The following is an 18,100-nucleotide window of genomic DNA, read 5'->3' as shown; positions in this document are numbered from 1 at the left end:
GGAGGAACTAAAAGATCATGCAAAACGCCCCTATGAGTGTCCTGTTGCCCGACGGCATCCTGATGGCCGCCGTCGTCGTGGCCTGGTTGAACGACACGATGTTCGGTCCGTCGAGCCGCCGCACGACCTACGCGATCGCGCTGGTCTCGACCATCGTCGTCGGCGTGTGGTTCGCGTTCTCGGCGCTCGATCCGACGCCGCATTACTTCTTCGCGCGCATGTATATCGTCGATCCGTTCGCGAGCGCGATGAAAGCGGTCGTGACGCTCGGCTACGCGGTGTCGATCATCTACTCGCGCAAGTATCTGGAGGACCGCGATCTGTTCCGCGGCGACTTCTTCCTGCTCGGCCTGTTCTCGCTGCTCGGCCAGTGCGTGATGATTTCGGGCAACAACTTCCTCACGCTGTACCTCGGTCTCGAACTGATGTCGCTGTCGCTGTACGCGGTCATCGCGCTGCGCAAGGACGTGCCGCAGTCGAACGAATCGGCGATGAAGTACTACGTGCTCGGCGCGCTCGCGTCTGGCTTCCTGCTCTACGGCATCTCGATGCTGTACGGCGCGACCGGCTCGCTCGAACTGAACGAAGTGCTGAAGGCCGTGGCGTCCGGTCGCATCAACGACGCGGTGCTGCTCTTCGGCGTGATCTTCATCGTGGCGGGCGTGGCGTTCAAGATGGGCGCGGTGCCGTTCCACATGTGGGTGCCGGACGTCTATCAAGGCGCGCCGACGGCCATGACGCTGCTGACCGGCGGCGGCCCGAAGGTCGCGGCGTTCGCGTGGGGCCTGCGCTTCCTCGTGATGGGTCTGCTGCCGTTCGCGGTCGACTGGCAGGAGATGCTGGTGATTCTCGCGGCGCTGTCGCTGATCGTCGGCAACGTCACGGGTATCGTGCAGAAGAACATCAAGCGGATGCTGGCGTACTCGGCCATCTCGAACATGGGCTTCGTGCTGCTCGGCCTTCTGGCCGGCGTGGTCGACGGCAAGGTGACGGGCGCGGCGGGCGCATACAGCTCGGCGATGTTCTACAGCATCATCTATCTGGTGACGACGCTCGGCACCTTCGGCGTCGTGATGCTGCTCGCGCGCCGCGACTTCGAAGCCGAACAGATCGACGACTTCAAGGGCCTCAACCAGCGCAGCCCGGTGTTCGCGTTCGTCATGATGGTCATGATGTTCTCGCTCGCCGGCATTCCGCCGACGGTCGGCTTCTACGCGAAGCTCGCCGTGCTCGAAGCGACGATGAATGCCGGTCTGACGTGGCTCGCTGTGCTGGCCGTGCTGACGTCGCTGGTGGGCGCGTTCTATTACCTGCGCATCGTCAAGCTCATGTATTTCGACGCGCCGCAGGACGCATCGCCGATCGTCGCGGATGGCCTGAATCGTTCGCTCTTGGCGTTCAACGGTTTGGCCGTGCTGGTGCTGGGTCTGGTTCCGGGCCCGCTGATGTCGGCTTGCCTGCAAGCAATCACGCATACGCTGCCGCTGTAATGTCGGCTGCGGGCTGGTTTATCGTGCTGTTGGCGCTCGTCGGCGCCAACGTGCCGTTCCTGAACCAGCGCCTCTTCGCTGTCGTGCCGGTGCCGCTGCCGGCGCCGACGCGCCATCAGGCGGCGAAGAAGAGCGCATGGATCAGGATCGGCGAGCTAATCGTTCTCTACTTCGTGGTCGGCGCGCTCGGCTTCATGCTCGAAGCGCGCGCCGGCAACCGTTTCGATCAGGGATGGCAGTTCTACGCCATCACCTTCAGTCTGTTCGTGGTGCTCGCGTTTCCGGGCTTCACCTATCAATATCTCGTCAAACGCCGCTGATGGCTTCGCGCCCTCGGCGGCTGTTTGCTTAACCGGCACAGGGTGCAAGATGGCAGACCAGTTCTCCGTTTCCGATAACGACGACGGCCTCATCGAGAAAAAGGTCGAAAGCGTCACGCTGCATGAAGGCAAGTTCCTCACGCTCAAGCGCGATACGGTGGCGTTGCCCGACGGCAAGCACGCCACGCGCGAGTTCGTCGAGCACCCGGGTGCGGTGATGATCCTGCCGGTTTTCGACGATGGCCGCGTGCTGCTCGAACGTCAGTTCCGCTATCCGGTCGGGCGCGTGCTGCTCGAATTCCCGGCAGGCAAGCTCGATCCGAACGAGGACGAATTGACGTGCGCGAAGCGCGAATTGCAGGAGGAAACCGGCTACACCGCGCGCGAATGGATCTTTCTGACGCGCATTCATCCGGTCATTTCGTATTCGACGGAATTCATCGACCTGTATCTGGCGCGCGGTCTCACGGCTGGCGACGCGAAGCTCGACGAAGGCGAGTTCCTCGAAACGTTCATCGCGGACGAAGCGCAGTTGATGGCGTGGGTCAAGGACGGCACGATCAGCGATGTGAAGACGATCATCGGCGCGTTCTGGCTCGAGAAGATTCGCTCGGGCGAATGGCAGGCGGGCAGGGCGGCTGAGTAAGACGCCGGCTGGCTCTGTCATCACGGAAAGCGGCCGCGTTGGCCGCTTTTGTCGTTTTGACGCCCGCGCTCGGCGGCGAAAGCGCCGAACAGCTAGAATCTGAAGTCGCTCGCTTCCGCACGTCGCGGCATGACGAGCCAGCGCACGATCGTTCGCAAAACGCGATTCTGAGATAAACTCACCGAAGTCCCATCAGCATGAAGGTCCTCGATTTAAAGTGCTCGCACGAACATCGCTTTGAAGGCTGGTTTGCTTCGACCGAAGAATTCGAGTCGCAACTGGGCCGCAAGCTGGTCGCGTGTCCCGTTTGCTCGACGACGGATGTCAGTCGCATGCCGTCCGCGCCGCGGCTGAATTTGTCTTCGGCGCGTGGGGAGGCGTCGGTGCAGGCGCAAGCGCCGAACGCATCGCCGGATGCGGCCACCATGCAGGCGCGTGCGCTCCAGTTCATGCGCGAGCTGATCGAGAAGACCGAGAACGTGGGCGAGCGTTTCGCCGAAGAGGCGCGGCGCATCCATTACAACGAGGCGCCGGCGCGCAATATCCGCGGCGTCACGACGCCGGAAGACGCGCACGCTTTGCTGGAAGAAGGCATCGAAGTGATGCCGCTGCCCGTGCCGGCCGCGTTGAAGGAGCCGCTGCAGTAAAGACTGAACGCGGCGTCTTCCCGGCTTCGGCCCGACAAGGAGACATCGCGTATGAGTCGTCATTCTTTCCGTGCGTATCACGGCTGCGTCTTGGCGCCGTCCCGCCTCGCATCGTCCCCGAATTGCTCGTTATCAATCGCACCGGTCCCGCTTCCCTGAGCGCGATCCGGCGCTTCCTGCCGCCTTCGATTGTCTGACGCTAAAACGAGGACCTACCCATGACCTACAGCTTCGAGGATTTTGAAGTCGGCGCGGCGGTGACGCTGAGCGCGCACACGTTCAGCCGCGAGGAGATCATCGACTTCGCGAGCCGCTACGATCCTCAGCCGTTTCATCTCTCGGACGAAGCGGGCAGGGCGTCGCACTTCGGCGGACTGGTCGCGAGCGGATGGAACACGTGCTCCGCGATGATGGGCATTCTCGTGCGCGACATGCTCGCCGATTCGACGTCGATGGGCTCGCCCGGTCTCGACAACATTCGCTGGCTCAAGCCGGTGCGCGTCGGCGATTCGGTGCGGCTCACCGTGCGCGTGCTGGACAAGCGCGTGTCGAAGAGCAAGCCGGACCGCGGTATCGTCTCCACACGCTGGGAAGCGCACAATCAGGACGGCGAACTGGTGCTGACCGTCGATTCGGCTGCGCTGTTCGGGCTGCGCAAGCCTGCCGCGATCTAGCGCTTCGCGTACTGCGTCGCGCCGAACAGCACTTCCTTTTCCTTGTCGGTAAAGGGCTTGCGTTCGCGCGCCAGCACCTGCACGCCGCGCTCCACGGCCGGCCGCGCCGCGATCGCATCGAACCAGCGCCTCACGTTCGGGAATTCATCGAGCACGATGCCCTGGTTCTCCCACGAACGCGTCCACGGGAAGGTCGCGATGTCCGCAATCGTGTACTCGTTGCCCGCGAGGTATTGCGTGACGCCGAGCTGCTTGTCCATCACGCCGTAGAGCCGGCGCGCTTCGTTGGTGTAGCGGTTGATCGCGTAGTCGATCTTCTCGGGCGCGTAGTTGCGAAAGTGATGCGTCTGTCCGAGCATCGGTCCGACGCCGCCCATCTGGAACATGAGCCATTGAATCGTCGTATAGCGGCCGATGGCATCCGCGGGCAGCAGTTTGCCCGTCTTCTCCGCGAGATACACGAGGATCGCGCCGGATTCGAACAACGCGAACGGCTTGCCTTCCGGGCCGTCGTTGTCGATGATCGCCGGAATCTTGTTGTTCGGGCTGATCGCGAGAAAGTCGGGTTTGAACTGGTCGCCCGCGCCGATATCGACGGGATGAGCCCGGTATTCGAGGCCGGTTTCCTCCAACATGATGTGAATCTTGTGCCCGTTGGGCGTCGGCCAGCTATACACGTCGATCATGTGCGCTCCTCAGTCGTGCGGATGACGCATTCACGCGCGGCTCGCGGAATGGCAGCGAAAATTAGAGCATGTTTGCGCGCGCCGTGCAGAGCCCGCCCGTGGCTCGCAACGGTGAATCAGTCGCGCGGTTCGATGTATTTGGTCAGTTCCAGTTTCGCGATGGCATTGCGATGCACTTCGTCCGGCCCGTCCGCGAGCCTCAACGTGCGCGCCGATGCATACGCGTACGCGAGCGGAAAGTCGTCGCAGATGCCCGCCGCGCCGTGCGCCTGAATCGCCCAGTCGATTACCTGACACGCGACGTTCGGCGCGACCACCTTGATCATCGCGATCTCGCCGCGCGCGCCCTTGTTGCCGACGGTATCCATCATGTACGCGGCCTTCAGCGTGAGCAGCCGCGCCTGCTCGATCATGATGCGCGCCTCGGCGATGCGCTCCTGCGTCACGCCATGCTGCGCAACGGGCTTGCCGAACGCGACGCGCGAAAGCGTGCGCTTCGCCATGAGTTCGAGCGCACGCTCGGCGAGTCCGATCAGCCGCATGCAATGATGGATGCGTCCTGGCCCGAGCCGTCCCTGGGCGATCTCGAAGCCGCGTCCTTCGCCGAGCAGGATGTTGGCGGCCGGCACGCGGACCTTGTCGAGCGTGATGTCCATGTGACCGTGCGGCGCGTCGTCGTAGCCGAACACGTTCAGCGGGCGATGCACGGTGATGCCTTCTGCATCCGCCGGCACGAGAATCATCGACTGCTGCGCGTGCTTCGGCGCGTCGGGGTCGGTCTTGCCCATCACGATGAACACCTTGCAGCGCGGATCGCCCGCGCCGGACGACCACCACTTATGGCCGTCGATGACATAGCTGTCGCCGTCGCGCGTGATGCTGCAGCGGATATTCGTCGCATCCGATGACGCGACTTCCGGCTCCGTCATCAAAAACGCCGAGCGGATGTCGCCACGCAGAAGCGGTTCCAGCCATTGCGCCTTTTGCGCATCCGTGCCGTAGCGTTCGATCGTTTCCATGTTGCCCGTGTCGGGCGCGCTGCAATTGAAGACTTCCGGCGCCCACGGCACGCGGCCCATGATCTCGCACAGCGGCGCGTATTCGAGATTCGTCAGACCGGCGCCGCGTTCCGACGACGGCAAGAACAAGTTCCACAGCCCTTCGCCGCGCGCTTTATCCTTCAACGCTTCGATGAGGCGCGTCGGAACCCACGCGTTGCCCGCCGCGCGATTCGCGGCGATCTCGTCGCGGAATGCATCCTCGTTCGGATAGATATGCGCGTCGAAGAAAGCGTGCAGTCTCGCGCGCAACGCCTGCACTTTCGGCGTGTATTCGAAGTTCATCGGCTCGTCTCCTGATCCGTTGTCATGCGCCGACTTTCTGCGCGTATTGCCACGCGAGTTCGGCCATCGGCCGGGCGCGGCGGCCCGCGTCGATGGCCTGCGCGCTCGCCGCCGTGCCATCCACGACGCGCTTCATGATGCCTTGCAGGATCGCGGCGATGCGGAACATGTTGTACGCGAGATAGAAGTTCCAGTCGCCTTCGATGTTCAAGCCCGTCCGATCGCAATAACGCGCGACGTACGCGGCTTCGTCAGGAATGCCGAGCGCGGTCCAGTCCAGCCCGGCGATGCCGCGGAACTGCGACGGATCGACATGCCACGCCATGCAGTGATACGCGAAATCGGCGAGCGGATCGCCGAGCGTCGAGAGTTCCCAGTCGAGCACGGCGAGCACGCGCGCCTCGCTCGGATGGAAGATGAGGTTATCGAGCCGGAAGTCGCCATGCACGACACTGGCCTTCGCCGATGCCGACGACGGGACATGCTGCGGCAGCCAGTCGATCAGGCGATCCATCGCGTCGATCTTCTCGGTCTCCGACGCGACGTACTGCTTGCTCCAGCGCCCGATCTGCCGCTCGAAGTAATTGCCCGGCTTGCCGTAGCTGCTGAGTCCGGCGGCTTCGACATCGACCGTATGCAGCGCCGCGATGACGCGGTTCGTTTCGTCGTAGATCGCGGCGCGCTCGGAGGACGTCATGCCGGGCAGCGACGGGTCCCACAACACGCGGCCTTCGACGAACTCCATCACGTAGAACGCGCGGCCGATCACGCTTTCGTCCTCGCACAAGGCGAGCATGCGCGCGACCGGCACGCCTGTGGCGGCAAGCGCATCCATCACGCGATACTCGCGCTCGATCGCATGCGCCGACGGCAGCAGCTTCGCGGCGGGGCCGGGCTTCGCGCGCATCACGTACGCACGCGACGGCGTGACGAGCTTGAACGTGGGGTTGGACTGGCCGCCCGCGAACTGCTCGACGGCGAGCGGACCGGCGAAGCCATCGACGTGCGCGGCGAGCCACGCAGCGAGCGCATCGGCGTCGAAGCGTTGGGCTTCGTGCACGGGGCGCGTGCCTTCGAATGCTGAAAAGTTGGAGTGCTGATTTGTCTCGTTGTCTGCCATCGTCTCCTCCGTTTTTGTATGCGCGATGCTTAGTCCATGTCGCTCGCCTTGAACTTCACGAACTGCGCGTAGAGCAGTTCCATCGTCGTGTTCCGCACGTCCGCGTGCAGCGGCGAGGGCGGCGAATGATTGATGGCGTGCACGACCCAGTCGCCGGGTTTGTCGCCGACATCGAGCGCGTTGATGCAGCCCGTGGCCTGCGACAAATGCCCGAAGAACGCGCGCCCGCCCGCCGTGATCGCATGCGAGAGAAGCGCGCGATTGACGCCGCCGTGCAGCACGAGCAGCACCGTGTCCCACGACGTATCCGCGCGCAGCCTCGTCATGGCGGGCAGCGCGCGGTCGAGCAACTGGCCGATCGTCTCGCCGCCGAGGAACTGCGTCTCTTCGGGCACGACGCCGTCGAACACCGAAAGAAACGCGCGCTCGATGTCGCTCGTGGAAAGGTTCGCGAGCCGTCCGCCGCGAATCTCCTGCCACTCGGGCCAGATTTCGATCCGCGCTGCCTGTCCCGTTTCCGCATGCACGCGCTCGGCCGTTTCGATCGTACGCGGCAGGCCGCTCGCAATCACGCGATCGAAGCGGACGTCTTGCGCGGCGAACTCGCGGCCCGCCGCGCTCGCTTCCTCGCGGCCACGGGCGTTGAGCGGCACGCTTTCAGGGTCGATGGCGCGGCCGGTGTCGTCGAAATAGGTCACATCGCCGTGACGCATCAGGAAGATGCGCCGCCGCTTCGGCAGGTCGTAGTGAGCCATGATTTCAGCGATAGTTCGGCTGGCGCTTTTCGAGGAACGCGGTGATGCCTTCGAGCGCGTCGCCGCGATGAAGCGCATCCACGAAAGCGTCGCGCTCCATATCGAGATGCGCGGCGAGCGGCTGCACGTCCGCCGCGTTCATCAGCGACTTGATGCGCGCGAGCGCCTTCGGCGACACGCTGCCGAGATCGTCGGCCCACGCGATGGCGGCATCCAGTGCGATGCCTTTTTTCGTCAGCCGGTTGACGACGCCGACCTCGTGCAGACGCGACGCGCCGATGGGCTTCGCTTCGAGCAGCACCTCGCTCGCGAGCGTGCGCGGCAACGCGCGCGTCAGGAACCACGAAGCGCCGCCGTCCGGCGTGAGACCCACGCGCGCATAGGACATGACGAACTTCGCGTCGTCGGCGGCGACGATCAGATCGCACGCGAGCGCAAGCGAAAAGCCCGCGCCGGCGGCCGCGCCTTCGACCGCCGCGATGACCGGCTTCGTCGAAGCCCGCAGCGCGCTGATCCATTCCGCGAGCATGTCGATGCTTTGCGCCTGCACCGACGGGTCTTTCGCGCGGTTTTCCAGCAGCCGGTTCAGGTTGCCGCCCGCGCAGAAGAAGTTGTCCGCGCCGGTCAACACGATCGCGCGCACGGAATTGTCGCGCTCGGCCGTTGAAAGCGCTTCGATGCCGGCCGCGTACATGTCCGGATGCAGCGCGTTGCGCGCGCCCGGATTGGACAGCTTGAGCACGAGCGTGGTGTCGCTGCCTGCGGGCCGGTGTGTCAGCAGTTCGGCGCTCATCGGAGCTCCTCGGTATGGGTAAGCGAAAGTCCGAGCTGCGCGCGGCGCGTGAGCCACGGAGAAGGGCGGTAGCGCGGATCGCCGAGCGCGCTCTGGATGTTGCGCAGAATCGTGAGAATGGTCGTGGCGCCGAGCGAATCGCCGAGCGCGAGCGGCCCGCGCGGATAGCCCAGGCCGAGCGTCACCGCGAGGTCGATGTCCTCCGGCGTCGCGATGCCTTGCTGCGCGATGTCGCAGCCGATATTCACGATGGTCGCGACCACGCGCTGCGCGACGAAGCCCGTCGAATCGCGGATGACGGTGACCGGCACGCCGTCGGCGGCGAAGAGCGCGTGCGCTGCGTCGCGCATGGCGGGCGTGGTCGCGGGCGTCGTCATGATGGTGCGGCGCGCGACGGTATCGAGCGGAAAAAGCGTATCCACGGCGACGACGCGCGTGGCGTCGAGATGTTCGGCGACGGCGGTCGTGGTCGCGTCGAAGCCGAGCGGCGTGACGACGATGAGCGAATCGGGCGCGGGCGTGTTGCCGGTGTCGATGTGCACGGCGGCGTCATGCTTCGCGATGACTTTCAGCACCTGCTCGCGCGCAGCGGGCGACGCGCGGCTGATCCACACGCGCGCCGGCAGTTGAGTCGGCGCGGGCGGCTCGTCCGGCACTTGCTGCTTGCCGTCCACGTAACGATAAAACCCTTCGCCCGCCTTGCGCCCGATGAGCCCGCCCGCGAGCCGCGTCCCGGTGATGGGCGACGGCGTGAAGCGCGGCTCCTCGTAGAACTGGTGATAGATCGACTCCATCACCGGATGCGAGACGTCGAGCGCGGTGAGATCCAGCAACTCGAACGGCCCGAGCCGGAAACCGGCCTGTTCGCGCATGATGCGGTCGATGTCCGCGAAGCTCGCGACGCCTTCGCTCGCGACGCGCAGGCCTTCGGTGTTCATGCCGCGCCCGGCGTGGTTCACGATGAAGCCCGGCATGTCTTTCGCGCGCACCGGCGTGTGACCCATGCGGCGGGCGAGTTCCATTAGCGCGTCGCCGGCTTTTCGGTCGCCGCGCAAGCCGTCGATCACTTCCACCACGCGCATCAGCGGCACCGGGTTGAAGAAGTGAAAGCCCGCGACGCGTTCCGGTTTCGCGCAGCCCGCCGCGATCGCGGTAATGGACAGCGACGACGTGTTCGACGCCAGAATGCACGCGTCGCCGACGACCGCTTCGAGTTCGCGAAAGAGTCCGCGCTTGATCTCGAGGTTCTCGACGATCGCCTCGACGACTGCGCCGCAATCGGAAAGCGCGCCGATCTCGTTCGCGTCATGGACGCGGGCGAGCGCGGCGTGCGCGTCCGCTTCCTTCAGCTTGCCCTTGGCGGTGAGCTTGTCGAAGGTGTCGGACAGATACGCACGCGCGGCCGCGAGTGCTTGCGGATTCGCATCGTAGAGACGCACGGTCAGCCCGGCGAGCGCCGCGATCTGCGCGATGCCGCGCCCCATCGCGCCGCTGCCGACGATGCCTAAGGTCTCGATCTTGTATTCCTGCGGACTCATGATGCGGTTCGACTCCTCGATGTTCTCTGTGTTGTCTATCGTGTCCGGCAGCAAGACGACGCTCAGAGCTTGCGCAGTCGGTCCAACGCGAGCGCGAGCGTCTCTTCCTTCTTCGCGAAGCAGAAGCGCACGACGCCGGACTCGTGAGACTCGTGATAGAACGCCGACACGGGAATCGCCGCGACGCCGATCTCGCTCGTCAGCCATTGCGAGAACTCGGCTTCGGGCATGTCGCTGATCGCCGAATAATCGACGCACTGGAAGTAGGTTCCGTCGCAGGGCAGAAGCGAGAAGCGCGTATCGGCGAGCCCGGCGCGGAAGAAGTCGCGCTTTCTCTGATAGAACGCGGGCAATTCCAGATACGGCTTCGGGTCTTCAAGATAATGCGCGAGCCCGACTTGCATTGGCGTGTTCACCGTGAACACATTGAACTGATGCACCTTGCGGAACTCGGCCGTCAGCGCGACGGGCGCGGCCACATAGCCGATTTTCCAGCCGGTGACGTGAAACGTCTTGCCGAAGCTGGACACGACGAAACTGCGCTTCGCGAGCTCCGGATAGCGCGACACGCTCTCGTGCGGCGCGCCGTCGTAGACCATGTGTTCATAGACTTCGTCGGAGACGATCAGCAGGTTCGTCCCGCGCACGATGTCTTCGAGCTTGCGCATGTCCGTATCGCGCCAGACGCGGCCCGTCGGATTGTGCGGCGTGTTGATCATCAGAAGGCGCGTCTTCGGCGTGATCGCGGCGGCGATCTTGTCGAAAGGCAGCGCGTAGTCGGGCGCTTCGAGCGACACGAACACCGGCTTGCCGCCCGCCAGTTCGATGGCCGGCACGTAGCTGTCGTACATCGGCTCGATCACGACGACTTCATCGCCGGGATGCACGCAGCACAGCACGGCCGTGAGCAGCGCCTGCGTCGCGCCGGCCGTGACGGTGATCTCGCGGTCGGCGTCGTAGGCGCGGCCGTAGAGCGCCTCGATCTTGCGCGCGATGGCCTGGCGCAGTGGCGCGGCCCCCGACATCGGCGGATACTGGTTGTGGCCGTCGCGCATGGCGGACGCGACGGCATCGACGATGCGCGCATCGCAGTCGAAGTCGGGAAAACCTTGGCCCAGATTCACCGCGCCTTTTTGCGCGGCGAGCGCGCTCATCACGGTGAAAATGGTCGTGCCGACGTTCGGCAGACGCGACGGGAAGGACAGATCGGGTGCAGCCGGATTCAGTTCGTGCGTAGCGTTCATAGCGTAGGGGGACGTGGGCTGAGCGGTATTCACATGCGGTAATCAGGCAAGGGCGGCAAGGGCGACAAGGGCGGCGTGCGATTCGAGCGCGGCGACAAACGGCTTGGGCTCGGCGATGCGAAACGCGAAGTCGCGCGCGACGCGGCGCGCGAGCTTCAGCACCGCGCGATCTTTAGAGACGAGCCAGTCCGCCTGCGATGCCTGCGCGAGTTCGAGAAACTTCTGGTCGTCGCGGTCGCGGCACTTCGGCAGAGGAGGTGCGTCCGGCGATGCTTCGGGCGCGACCAACCGCGACAGACTACCAAGCGTCGCGAGCGCCGCCGACTTGTCGATGCCCATGCGCACGAACTGCGGATAGTCGAGCACGTATGTCAGTTCGGCAAGGCATCGCGCGTCGATCAGTGCATCGAGCGCGCGGGCTTCGAGCGCGGCGCGGATCGGCCGCGTGGCCGGATCGTCGAACACGAGTATGTCGATCCACACGTTCGAATCGAGCACGACCCGCAGATTGTGAGGCGGCGCGGCGGAATTTTCCATTCGATACAATCGGGGGTTTATGCCTATGTCGCCGGCGGGGTGCCGGCGAGCCTCCATGATAATCGTTCTCTCGCCCGCTAAATCGCTCGACTACGAGACGCCCGCTCACATCAAGAAGCACACGCTGCCCGAATTCGTCGATGACGCCGCCGAGTTGATCGAAGGCTTGCGCCAGCTTTCGCCGCAGCAGATCGGCGGCATGATGGGCATCTCGGATCAACTCGCGGCGCTGAACTTCCAGCGTTATGCCGAATGGTCGAAGACGTTCGACGCGCACAATTCGAAGCAGGCGGTGCTCGCCTTCAACGGCGATGTGTATGAAGGCTTCGCGGCGAAGACGCTGACTTCCGCCGATCTCGACTACGCGCAGAATCATGTGCGCGTGCTGTCAGGCTTGTATGGGCTGCTGCGGCCGCTCGATCTGCTGCAGCCGTATCGGCTGGAAATGGGCACCAAGTTTCCGAACGCGCGCGGCAAGGATTTGTATGCGTTCTGGGGCGAGCGCATCACGGCGGCGCTCAACGCGCAGTTCAAGCGGCAGCGCGGCGCACGCGTGCTGGTCAACTGCGCGTCGGAGGAATATTTCAAATCGGTGAAGCCGAAGCTGCTCGACGTGCCCGTCGTCTCGCCGGTCTTCGAGGACTGGAAGGGCGGCCGCTACAAGATCATCAGTTTTCACGCGAAGCGAGCGCGAGGTCTGATGGCGCGCTACGCGGTGCAGAACAGAATCGACGAGCCCGAGGCGCTCAAGGGCTTCGACAGCGAAGGCTACCGGTTCGACGCGAACGCATCGAACGATACGACTTATGTGTTTCGCCGCCGCGTCGCGGAGTGAGACAGGCGCATCAAGGACATCATCATGAGCATTTCGATTACCAGCAATTTCGACGCAGGCGCGATCGACATCATCGACGCGAGCAATCCCGCGAACGTTCGCCTGCGCGTGCGTCCGGACACGAACGCCGACTTCGCGCAGTGGTTCTACTTTCGCGTCTCGGGCGCGCGCGGCGAGCGCCTCGTGATGACGTTCGAGAACGCGGCGCAGTGTGCCTTCCCCGATGGATGGCGCGACTATCGGGCGGTCGCGAGCTACGATCGCGTGAACTGGTTTCGAGTGCCGACGCAGTACGACGGCCGCGTGCTGACGATCGAGCACACGCCGGACTTCGATCGCGTGTACTACGCGTACTTCGAGCCGTATAGCGAGGAGCGCCATTCGGAGTTTCTCGGCGCGGTCCAGCAGATGCCGCATGCAACGCTGACGGAACTCGGCCGCACGGTCGAGAACCGGCCGATGTCCTTGCTTACGCTCGGCCTGACCGACGAGGCCGCCGCGCGTCCCAAGAAGAACGTGTGGATCATCGCGCGCCAGCATCCCGGCGAGACGATGGCGGAATGGTTCGTCGAAGGACTCGTGAAACGTCTTGCCGGCTGGGGCGACTGGTCGGGCGATCCGGTCGCGCGGGCGCTCTTCGATCGCGCGGTGTTCCATATCGTGCCGAACATGAATCCGGACGGCAGCGTGCTCGGCAATCTGCGCACGAATGCGGCAGGCGCGAACCTGAATCGCGAATGGATGGAGCCGAGCGCCGAGCGCAGCCCGGAAGTGCTGGTCGTGCGCGACGCGATTCGTGCGACGGGTTGCGACATGTTCTTCGATATCCACGGCGACGAGGCCATTCCGCACGTGTTCGTCGCCGGGTCGGAGATGCTGCCGGCCTTCACCGAGCAACAGGCGAAAGAGCAGAAGGCGTTCGTGCAGTTCTTCAAGCAGGCAAGTCCGGACTTTCAGGAAGTGCACGGCTATGAGAGCGGCAAATATCGGGAAGATGCGCTGAAGCTCGCCTCGAAGTACATGAGCAACGAATACAAGTGTCTGTCGCTCACGCTCGAAATGCCGTTCAAGGACAACGCTGATCTGCCGGACGAGCGTGTCGGCTGGAACGGTGAGCGCAGTGCGGCGCTCGGTGCCGCCATGCTGCAGGCGATTCTTTGGCAGTTGCAGGCGTGCGCGGCTTGATAGCGGCCGCTATCCGCAAACAATAAAAAGGCGTGGCCGTCTTGCGATGGCCACGCCCTTTGTTCATGCAACGCCGCTTATGGCCGGCTAGTGTTTCTTCGACGCCTTTTTCGTGCTCTTGCCTGCCGCTGCCGCTTTCTTCGACGACGACCTCGTCTTCGCGCCGTGCTTGCCTTTCTTGCCGGACGTGCTGCGCGGCTCTGCATGCGGACGCAACGGCGGAACCGGGTCGTTCCATCCGAAGGCGAGCATCTGACTGCCCACATAGCCACAACGGAATTTGAGCGGCGTCGGATCTTTCTCGCCGCTTTTCGCGACGCCTTGTCCTTCGACGGTCACCACATTGTCGACCTTGATGCGCTGCTTCTTCTCGTCGAACGAGTCGTTCCACGGTTCGATGGTGGAATGCGATGAATCGAATGAAGCAGGCGGGAATTCGACATGATCGAACGCCGCCGACGTGCTGGCGATGAAGTTGCCATGCGCGGCGCAATCCGCAACCAGCGGATTAGCGTTGAAATCAGTCACGAAGTGATGAACCAGTTCATTGCGCTCGTCGAGCGTATCGGCAAAGGCGGACGTCGCGCACAGAAGCGCTGCGCATACCGCGAACCGGCCGACGAGCCTCATCAGCCGGCGCGGTGCAAAGTTACTTTCCATCAATTTGGCGCTAAGAAGACACGGGCAAGTAAGATGCCTCGTGTGGGGAAGGAGTTCAATCTTATCGCACTTTGTGCGCGTATCGGACCGCCGGCCATGCGAGAGGGCGCGGTCTGCGGTGCGGGCGGGTGTTCTTCTAGGTCGACGTCAAACCCGCGGACCACGGTCCAGGCGATAGCGGCGCACGTCATACGTGGTGATCCACGCCGGCTTATACACGGTGATGAGAATGGTGAGAAGTCCGGTAAACAAGGACTCACCGGCACCGAGCAATAGCGATCCGCGCGTGAATGCAGCGGGCACATTCACCGCACCGCCGGCAAGCGCTGCCTCGAGCAACACGGTCGAGCCGCAAGCAGCAGCCACTGCCGCGGCCGACACGATAAACCCGTGGCCTGCGATAAAGGTGAACAGGTTGCGCGGCAGCCATGCATTGGACAGACGCTGCAGCAGTGTGGAGACCGCCACGGGCACGGCACCGAACAGAAGGTACGTGATTGCGACCGAGAGCCAGGAGGCATCGAGCACCACGGCGGCGAGCCCAGTGCTCGCGGCTGTGCCGATGAGCGCGAGCCGCCAGTCGAAGAGCGTGACCATCAGCGTGGCACCCAGCAAGTGGATGACGGGTCCGTCATCGAACCATGCGTTGCAGGCCCATAGCACCGTTACCGAGACAATCACCCCAAGCCAGACGTGCTGGAGGGTGGCGTCATGCAGGCGATTGAACGGCCGCTGCACCAGGACGAGTGCAAGCAGCCCCGCGGCAACAATCCAACTGCCGACGGTCAGCCAAAGCGGTAGCGGTGTATAGAAGAACCCCATGCCTGCATATTACTCGTTACGTTTGAAACGTGTGCGCAATCAACGAACCCGGATCATGCGATTGTTGCTAGAACGACGCCTCGGGCTCTGCTGCCATGGGTAGCGAAGCCCCGTCCTGGTTCTCGATCGGCGGATATTTCGCGCGCCGCCTGCGCAACGGGACCACATTGGACTCGCCCGGCGTTGCGCGGATGGCTTGTTCGGCGCCGCTACGCAGAATCTCCAGATACGAATTCTGCACGCCGTTGTAAATGGCGACTGCCGCCGCTCGGTTCGGTGCCCCGAGCTGCTGGAAGATACTTGCAAGATGAATCTTGACCGTGCCTTCGCTAATGCCGAGCGTCTTCGCAATCATCTTGTTCGTGCTTCCCATATGCACGCAGCGCATGATCTGTTGCTGGCGCGGCGAAAGCGTCGGATGAACGCGCGCGCTATCCGGCATGGCAGCGACGGCGTGCTGACGGCGGATGGGCAGATCGCGGATGGGCGCGAGATCGATGACATCCGGCGGAACATAGTGACCGCCGATGAGCACCATTTCGAGCGCGCGCAGAATGAGGATGGGCTCGAGCGTGCGAGGAATGACGCCCATTGCGCCCGCGCTCATGAGCATGTAGACCTGTGCGGCACCGGAGCGGTCCACCATGACCGCGGCGGGAACGGCGGGCGCGTTGTCGAGCAGCGTTTCGAGTTCGCTCATGCGCATGCTCTCCGCCCAGTCGATCACGATCATGCGAGCCTCGATGCGCTTGAGCGCAGATGCCGCCTGCCGCCAGTCTCTTGCTTCGGTGAACTGCGCTTGACGTGCGACACGGCGCAGCAGTGTTTTCAGGCCCGCACGGCGCTCCGCGTCCGAACCCATGATGATTATTTTCATGCTCAACCTCTCGTCAATACATCCGACGCCCACTCGCGGCGGAACTTAACGCCAGCGAATGTCGGCGTTGACGTGATATTGACAAACTTCTTGCGATTGCGCCCCCTATCCGAATGGCATAGGCGAAAAAGCACAAAGCCCCGCATGAGTGCGGGGCTTTGTCAGGCTGCCGAAGCATTGACGCATGTCAATGGAAGTGGGGCTGAGCGGGTTCGGCGTCCTCGGGCATCTCGGCGTGGACGATCTCGCCCAGCGGATCGGCGTAGAGCGGCACCCCGCAGTCATCGCAGAATTCCGGCTCGAAGCGTCCTGCATGGCGGCGAACGTCGGTGACGCCGGACTTTCTGAGCAACTCGACGATCTCTTCCACCGGACCGTCGGCGCCTTCGAGTTCGGCTTCGTCTTCGAGGCCCGCCTCGCCGTTCTCGCGCCCATACAGCGGCCAAACGACGCCGTAGATCACATCGTTGCTGCCGCGCCGTGTGAATCCGATGCGATATTCGTCGATGCGGCGCTCGCCGAAGCCCGCGATGACCGCGCGCAGCTCCTGCGGGCCGGTGCCGAGCGTATCGAAAAGATAGCGAACAGCAGTGCGCACCGTGTGAGGGCGGACTTGCTCGTCGGCATCCCGGCACGCCGAATAGTAGGCATCCGGCAACAAACATTCGAATTCGCAGCCGGGAAGAATGCTCGCGAAGCTGGCGCCGCCCTGAGCCGCCCATTGTTCGAGGCATTGACTGCGCTCGATGCGCGCTCCGTTCTCGTCTTCCTGCCAGCGGAAGAAAGCCTCGCCTGCCGGCACAACGGCGACAGCGAGCAGAAAGCGCGGATCGGCGAGGATCGGTGATGTTTCCGGCAAGTCCGCCAGGTTCATACGGGCGACGGCACCGCCGAGCGCCGCCTGCGTCAACTGTTGCGCGAGGCGCGCGGTGTCGACATGATGCCGCGGCAACTGGTCGATGCTGTACAGATACGGCGCGACGGCTACGCGTGCGCCGCCAGCCAGCACGTGCGCTTGCAGTTGCGTGCGCAGGGCGTCGACGGACTCGCTCTTGAGCGTGCCTGATGGAATCGCATAGCGCGTCCACGCGAGCACCGGCGCCGCGATCAGCAGAGACTCGTGCGGCACGCCATCGATATCGACCTTGAACGACTCGCTATGCGTTTCTGCCATGTCGGCCAACGCGCCGTATGCGTCGGGATGATTCTGCTGCAGGTGATCCAGCGCAGCATCAAGGGTTGTTTGGTTGCCGTTGCGCACCAGTTTGGCGATGAGGGTGTCCAGGCGGCCCTCCCAGAAGCGATCTTCGACGCGGCTGCCCGAGGCGAAAAGCGCGAGAGAGAGGCTGACGAGTTTGTCCGCGTCTGGAGGGAGGCGTTTAGCGGTTCGCGTGCGCATATCAATACAGGTTCATTTGGGCGAAGAACCTTTTATTGTAGTCGTTCGGCCGGCCGTTTTACGGGATGTGCGCGTCGTCGGTCGATAGAGGCGGGGGAGCGGCGTTCGTCCTTCGAGCGATCGCAAATTTTTTCGGCGGAGCCCTTGCGGTCGGCGCCGGCACTCACTAGAATTCCGTTCCTTCGCGATTCAACGAACGCGAAGGAAGCGGGAACAGTGGTGTCGTGGTGAGCTTGGAAGGTAAGAAGTGTTCCAAGCGCGGTTGACGAGTGAAATGCTTCAAAAACTTGTTGACACTGACCGGAACGACGTACATAATCTCGTTTCTCTGCTGCTGATGCAGCGACGCAAGACGAAGCGGTTGAGCTAAGTGCTCGATGCGGCGAAGTGAAAAGTCTTGGCGGATTGCTCTTTAAAAACTAACAGCCGATAAGTGTGGGCGCTTGATGGTAAGTGCGGCCGGTTCTTCGGAGCCGGGCAAGCAAAAGTATCAAGAGTCTCACACGAAGTATCAGAGGAAGGTTTATCT

The 18,100-nt window shown here is 63.5% G+C and carries 19 protein-coding genes; 7 read left to right on the top strand and 12 right to left on the bottom strand.

The window, feature by feature from the left end; genetic code table 11:
- The first annotated feature begins 17 nt into the window (after positions 1 to 17).
- The 5 genes from nuoN to NCR35_RS09885 all read left to right on the top strand — a co-directional run bounded on the left by nuoN (position 18) and on the right by NCR35_RS09885 (position 3,777).
- Entirely contained in the window at positions 18 to 1,490 is a 1,473-nt protein-coding gene (gene nuoN, locus NCR35_RS09905) for an NADH-quinone oxidoreductase subunit NuoN (protein WP_250534233.1), read from the top strand.
- Entirely contained in the window at positions 1,490 to 1,810 is a 321-nt protein-coding gene (locus NCR35_RS09900) for a DUF2818 family protein (RefSeq protein ID WP_175944090.1), read from the top strand. Before nuoN ends, NCR35_RS09900 begins: the two co-directional genes overlap by 1 nt.
- A 49-nt stretch (positions 1,811 to 1,859) precedes the next feature.
- On the top strand, positions 1,860 to 2,456 hold the full coding sequence (locus tag NCR35_RS09895; protein ID WP_250534232.1) for an NUDIX domain-containing protein: 597 nt from the start codon (positions 1,860 to 1,862) through the stop codon (positions 2,454 to 2,456).
- 197 nt (positions 2,457 to 2,653) lie between these two features.
- Positions 2,654 to 3,103: a DUF1178 family protein gene (locus NCR35_RS09890; protein WP_250534231.1), complete on the top strand. Its 450-nt coding sequence runs from the start codon at positions 2,654 to 2,656 to the stop codon at positions 3,101 to 3,103.
- A 218-nt stretch (positions 3,104 to 3,321) separates the two neighbouring features.
- Positions 3,322 to 3,777, top strand: a complete 456-nt coding sequence (locus NCR35_RS09885; protein ID WP_250534230.1) for a MaoC family dehydratase — start codon at positions 3,322 to 3,324, stop codon at positions 3,775 to 3,777.
- On the opposite strand, the gene NCR35_RS09880 is transcribed toward NCR35_RS09885, so the two are convergent.
- The 8 genes from NCR35_RS09880 to NCR35_RS09845 all read right to left on the bottom strand — a co-directional run bounded on the left by NCR35_RS09880 (position 3,774) and on the right by NCR35_RS09845 (position 11,793).
- Positions 3,774 to 4,463, bottom strand: a complete 690-nt coding sequence (locus NCR35_RS09880) for a glutathione binding-like protein (protein ID WP_250534229.1) — start codon at positions 4,461 to 4,463, stop codon at positions 3,774 to 3,776. The genes NCR35_RS09885 and NCR35_RS09880 overlap by 4 nt on opposite strands.
- Positions 4,464 to 4,579: 116 nt before the next feature.
- A complete protein-coding gene (locus NCR35_RS09875; RefSeq protein WP_250534228.1) occupies positions 4,580 to 5,806 on the bottom strand; it encodes an acyl-CoA dehydrogenase family protein in 1,227 nt (408 codons plus the stop codon).
- A gap of 22 nt (positions 5,807 to 5,828) precedes the next feature.
- On the bottom strand, positions 5,829 to 6,926 hold the full coding sequence (locus NCR35_RS09870) for a phosphotransferase (RefSeq protein WP_250534227.1): 1,098 nt from the start codon (positions 6,924 to 6,926) through the stop codon (positions 5,829 to 5,831).
- Positions 6,927 to 6,955: 29 nt separating this feature from the next.
- The gene (locus tag NCR35_RS09865) at positions 6,956 to 7,681 is read right to left on the bottom strand and encodes a histidine phosphatase family protein (RefSeq protein WP_250534226.1); all 726 of its coding nucleotides are present in this window, start codon (positions 7,679 to 7,681) and stop codon (positions 6,956 to 6,958) included.
- A gap of 4 nt (positions 7,682 to 7,685) precedes the next feature.
- Complete coding sequence (locus NCR35_RS09860) at positions 7,686 to 8,474, bottom strand: oxepin-CoA hydrolase, alternative type (protein WP_250534225.1); 789 nt, start codon at positions 8,472 to 8,474, stop codon at positions 7,686 to 7,688.
- Positions 8,471 to 10,012: a 3-hydroxyacyl-CoA dehydrogenase gene (locus NCR35_RS09855; protein WP_250534224.1), complete on the bottom strand. Its 1,542-nt coding sequence runs from the start codon at positions 10,010 to 10,012 to the stop codon at positions 8,471 to 8,473. Before NCR35_RS09855 ends, NCR35_RS09860 begins: the two co-directional genes overlap by 4 nt.
- A gap of 62 nt (positions 10,013 to 10,074) precedes the next feature.
- On the bottom strand, positions 10,075 to 11,256 hold the full coding sequence (locus NCR35_RS09850; protein WP_250534223.1) for a pyridoxal phosphate-dependent aminotransferase: 1,182 nt from the start codon (positions 11,254 to 11,256) through the stop codon (positions 10,075 to 10,077).
- Between the two features lie 42 nt (positions 11,257 to 11,298).
- Complete coding sequence (locus NCR35_RS09845) at positions 11,299 to 11,793, bottom strand: putative toxin-antitoxin system toxin component, PIN family (protein WP_250534222.1); 495 nt, start codon at positions 11,791 to 11,793, stop codon at positions 11,299 to 11,301.
- Between the two features lie 55 nt (positions 11,794 to 11,848).
- On the opposite strand from NCR35_RS09845, the gene yaaA reads away from it, so the two are divergent.
- Positions 11,849 to 12,628 (top strand): peroxide stress protein YaaA, encoded by a 780-nt coding sequence (gene yaaA, locus NCR35_RS09840; RefSeq protein ID WP_250534221.1) that lies wholly within the window; start codon positions 11,849 to 11,851, stop codon positions 12,626 to 12,628.
- A 24-nt stretch (positions 12,629 to 12,652) separates the two neighbouring features.
- Complete coding sequence (locus NCR35_RS09835) at positions 12,653 to 13,813, top strand: M14 family metallopeptidase (RefSeq protein ID WP_250534220.1); 1,161 nt, start codon at positions 12,653 to 12,655, stop codon at positions 13,811 to 13,813.
- Between the two features lie 87 nt (positions 13,814 to 13,900).
- On the opposite strand, the gene NCR35_RS09830 is transcribed toward NCR35_RS09835, so the two are convergent.
- From NCR35_RS09830 to NCR35_RS09815, 4 genes are all read right to left on the bottom strand, one after another.
- Positions 13,901 to 14,473: a BspC domain-containing protein gene (locus tag NCR35_RS09830; RefSeq protein WP_250534219.1), complete on the bottom strand. Its 573-nt coding sequence runs from the start codon at positions 14,471 to 14,473 to the stop codon at positions 13,901 to 13,903.
- Between the two features lie 147 nt (positions 14,474 to 14,620).
- Positions 14,621 to 15,295, bottom strand: coding sequence for a hypothetical protein (locus NCR35_RS09825; RefSeq protein WP_206466562.1), 675 nt, complete (start codon positions 15,293 to 15,295; stop codon positions 14,621 to 14,623).
- A gap of 67 nt (positions 15,296 to 15,362) precedes the next feature.
- The gene (locus tag NCR35_RS09820) at positions 15,363 to 16,172 is read right to left on the bottom strand and encodes a response regulator transcription factor (RefSeq protein ID WP_250534218.1); all 810 of its coding nucleotides are present in this window, start codon (positions 16,170 to 16,172) and stop codon (positions 15,363 to 15,365) included.
- A 187-nt stretch (positions 16,173 to 16,359) separates the two neighbouring features.
- A complete protein-coding gene (locus NCR35_RS09815) occupies positions 16,360 to 17,571 on the bottom strand; it encodes a DUF2863 family protein (RefSeq protein ID WP_250534217.1) in 1,212 nt (403 codons plus the stop codon).
- Positions 17,572 to 18,100 lie beyond the last annotated feature (529 nt).

This window comes from Caballeronia sp. AZ10_KS36, assembly GCF_023631105.1.
GTDB lineage: Bacteria > Pseudomonadota > Gammaproteobacteria > Burkholderiales > Burkholderiaceae > Caballeronia.
This window is presented reverse-complemented; position numbering and strand designations above follow the sequence as displayed.

Bases quoted from the DNA above. Each gene is read 5' to 3' on its own strand.
- nuoN (WP_250534233.1), top strand. From the start codon at position 18: ATGCAAAACGCCCCTATGAGTGTCCTGTTGCCCGACGGCATCCTGATG.
- NCR35_RS09835 (WP_250534220.1), top strand. From the start codon at position 12,653: ATGAGCATTTCGATTACCAGCAATTTCGACGCAGGCGCGATCGACATC.
- NCR35_RS09900 (WP_175944090.1), top strand. From the start codon at position 1,490: ATGTCGGCTGCGGGCTGGTTTATCGTGCTGTTGGCGCTCGTCGGCGCC.
- yaaA (WP_250534221.1), top strand. From the start codon at position 11,849: ATGATAATCGTTCTCTCGCCCGCTAAATCGCTCGACTACGAGACGCCC.
- NCR35_RS09870 (WP_250534227.1), bottom strand. From the start codon at position 6,926: ATGGCAGACAACGAGACAAATCAGCACTCCAACTTTTCAGCATTCGAA.
- NCR35_RS09875 (WP_250534228.1), bottom strand. From the start codon at position 5,806: ATGAACTTCGAATACACGCCGAAAGTGCAGGCGTTGCGCGCGAGACTG.
- NCR35_RS09890 (WP_250534231.1), top strand. From the start codon at position 2,654: ATGAAGGTCCTCGATTTAAAGTGCTCGCACGAACATCGCTTTGAAGGC.
- NCR35_RS09865 (WP_250534226.1), bottom strand. From the start codon at position 7,681: ATGGCTCACTACGACCTGCCGAAGCGGCGGCGCATCTTCCTGATGCGT.
- NCR35_RS09830 (WP_250534219.1), bottom strand. From the start codon at position 14,473: ATGGAAAGTAACTTTGCACCGCGCCGGCTGATGAGGCTCGTCGGCCGG.
- NCR35_RS09815 (WP_250534217.1), bottom strand. From the start codon at position 17,571: ATGCGCACGCGAACCGCTAAACGCCTCCCTCCAGACGCGGACAAACTC.
- NCR35_RS09855 (WP_250534224.1), bottom strand. From the start codon at position 10,012: ATGAGTCCGCAGGAATACAAGATCGAGACCTTAGGCATCGTCGGCAGC.
- NCR35_RS09825 (WP_206466562.1), bottom strand. From the start codon at position 15,295: ATGGGGTTCTTCTATACACCGCTACCGCTTTGGCTGACCGTCGGCAGT.
- NCR35_RS09820 (WP_250534218.1), bottom strand. From the start codon at position 16,172: ATGAAAATAATCATCATGGGTTCGGACGCGGAGCGCCGTGCGGGCCTG.
- NCR35_RS09845 (WP_250534222.1), bottom strand. From the start codon at position 11,793: ATGGAAAATTCCGCCGCGCCGCCTCACAATCTGCGGGTCGTGCTCGAT.
- NCR35_RS09895 (WP_250534232.1), top strand. From the start codon at position 1,860: ATGGCAGACCAGTTCTCCGTTTCCGATAACGACGACGGCCTCATCGAG.
- NCR35_RS09880 (WP_250534229.1), bottom strand. From the start codon at position 4,463: ATGATCGACGTGTATAGCTGGCCGACGCCCAACGGGCACAAGATTCAC.
- NCR35_RS09885 (WP_250534230.1), top strand. From the start codon at position 3,322: ATGACCTACAGCTTCGAGGATTTTGAAGTCGGCGCGGCGGTGACGCTG.
- NCR35_RS09860 (WP_250534225.1), bottom strand. From the start codon at position 8,474: ATGAGCGCCGAACTGCTGACACACCGGCCCGCAGGCAGCGACACCACG.
- NCR35_RS09850 (WP_250534223.1), bottom strand. From the start codon at position 11,256: ATGAACGCTACGCACGAACTGAATCCGGCTGCACCCGATCTGTCCTTC.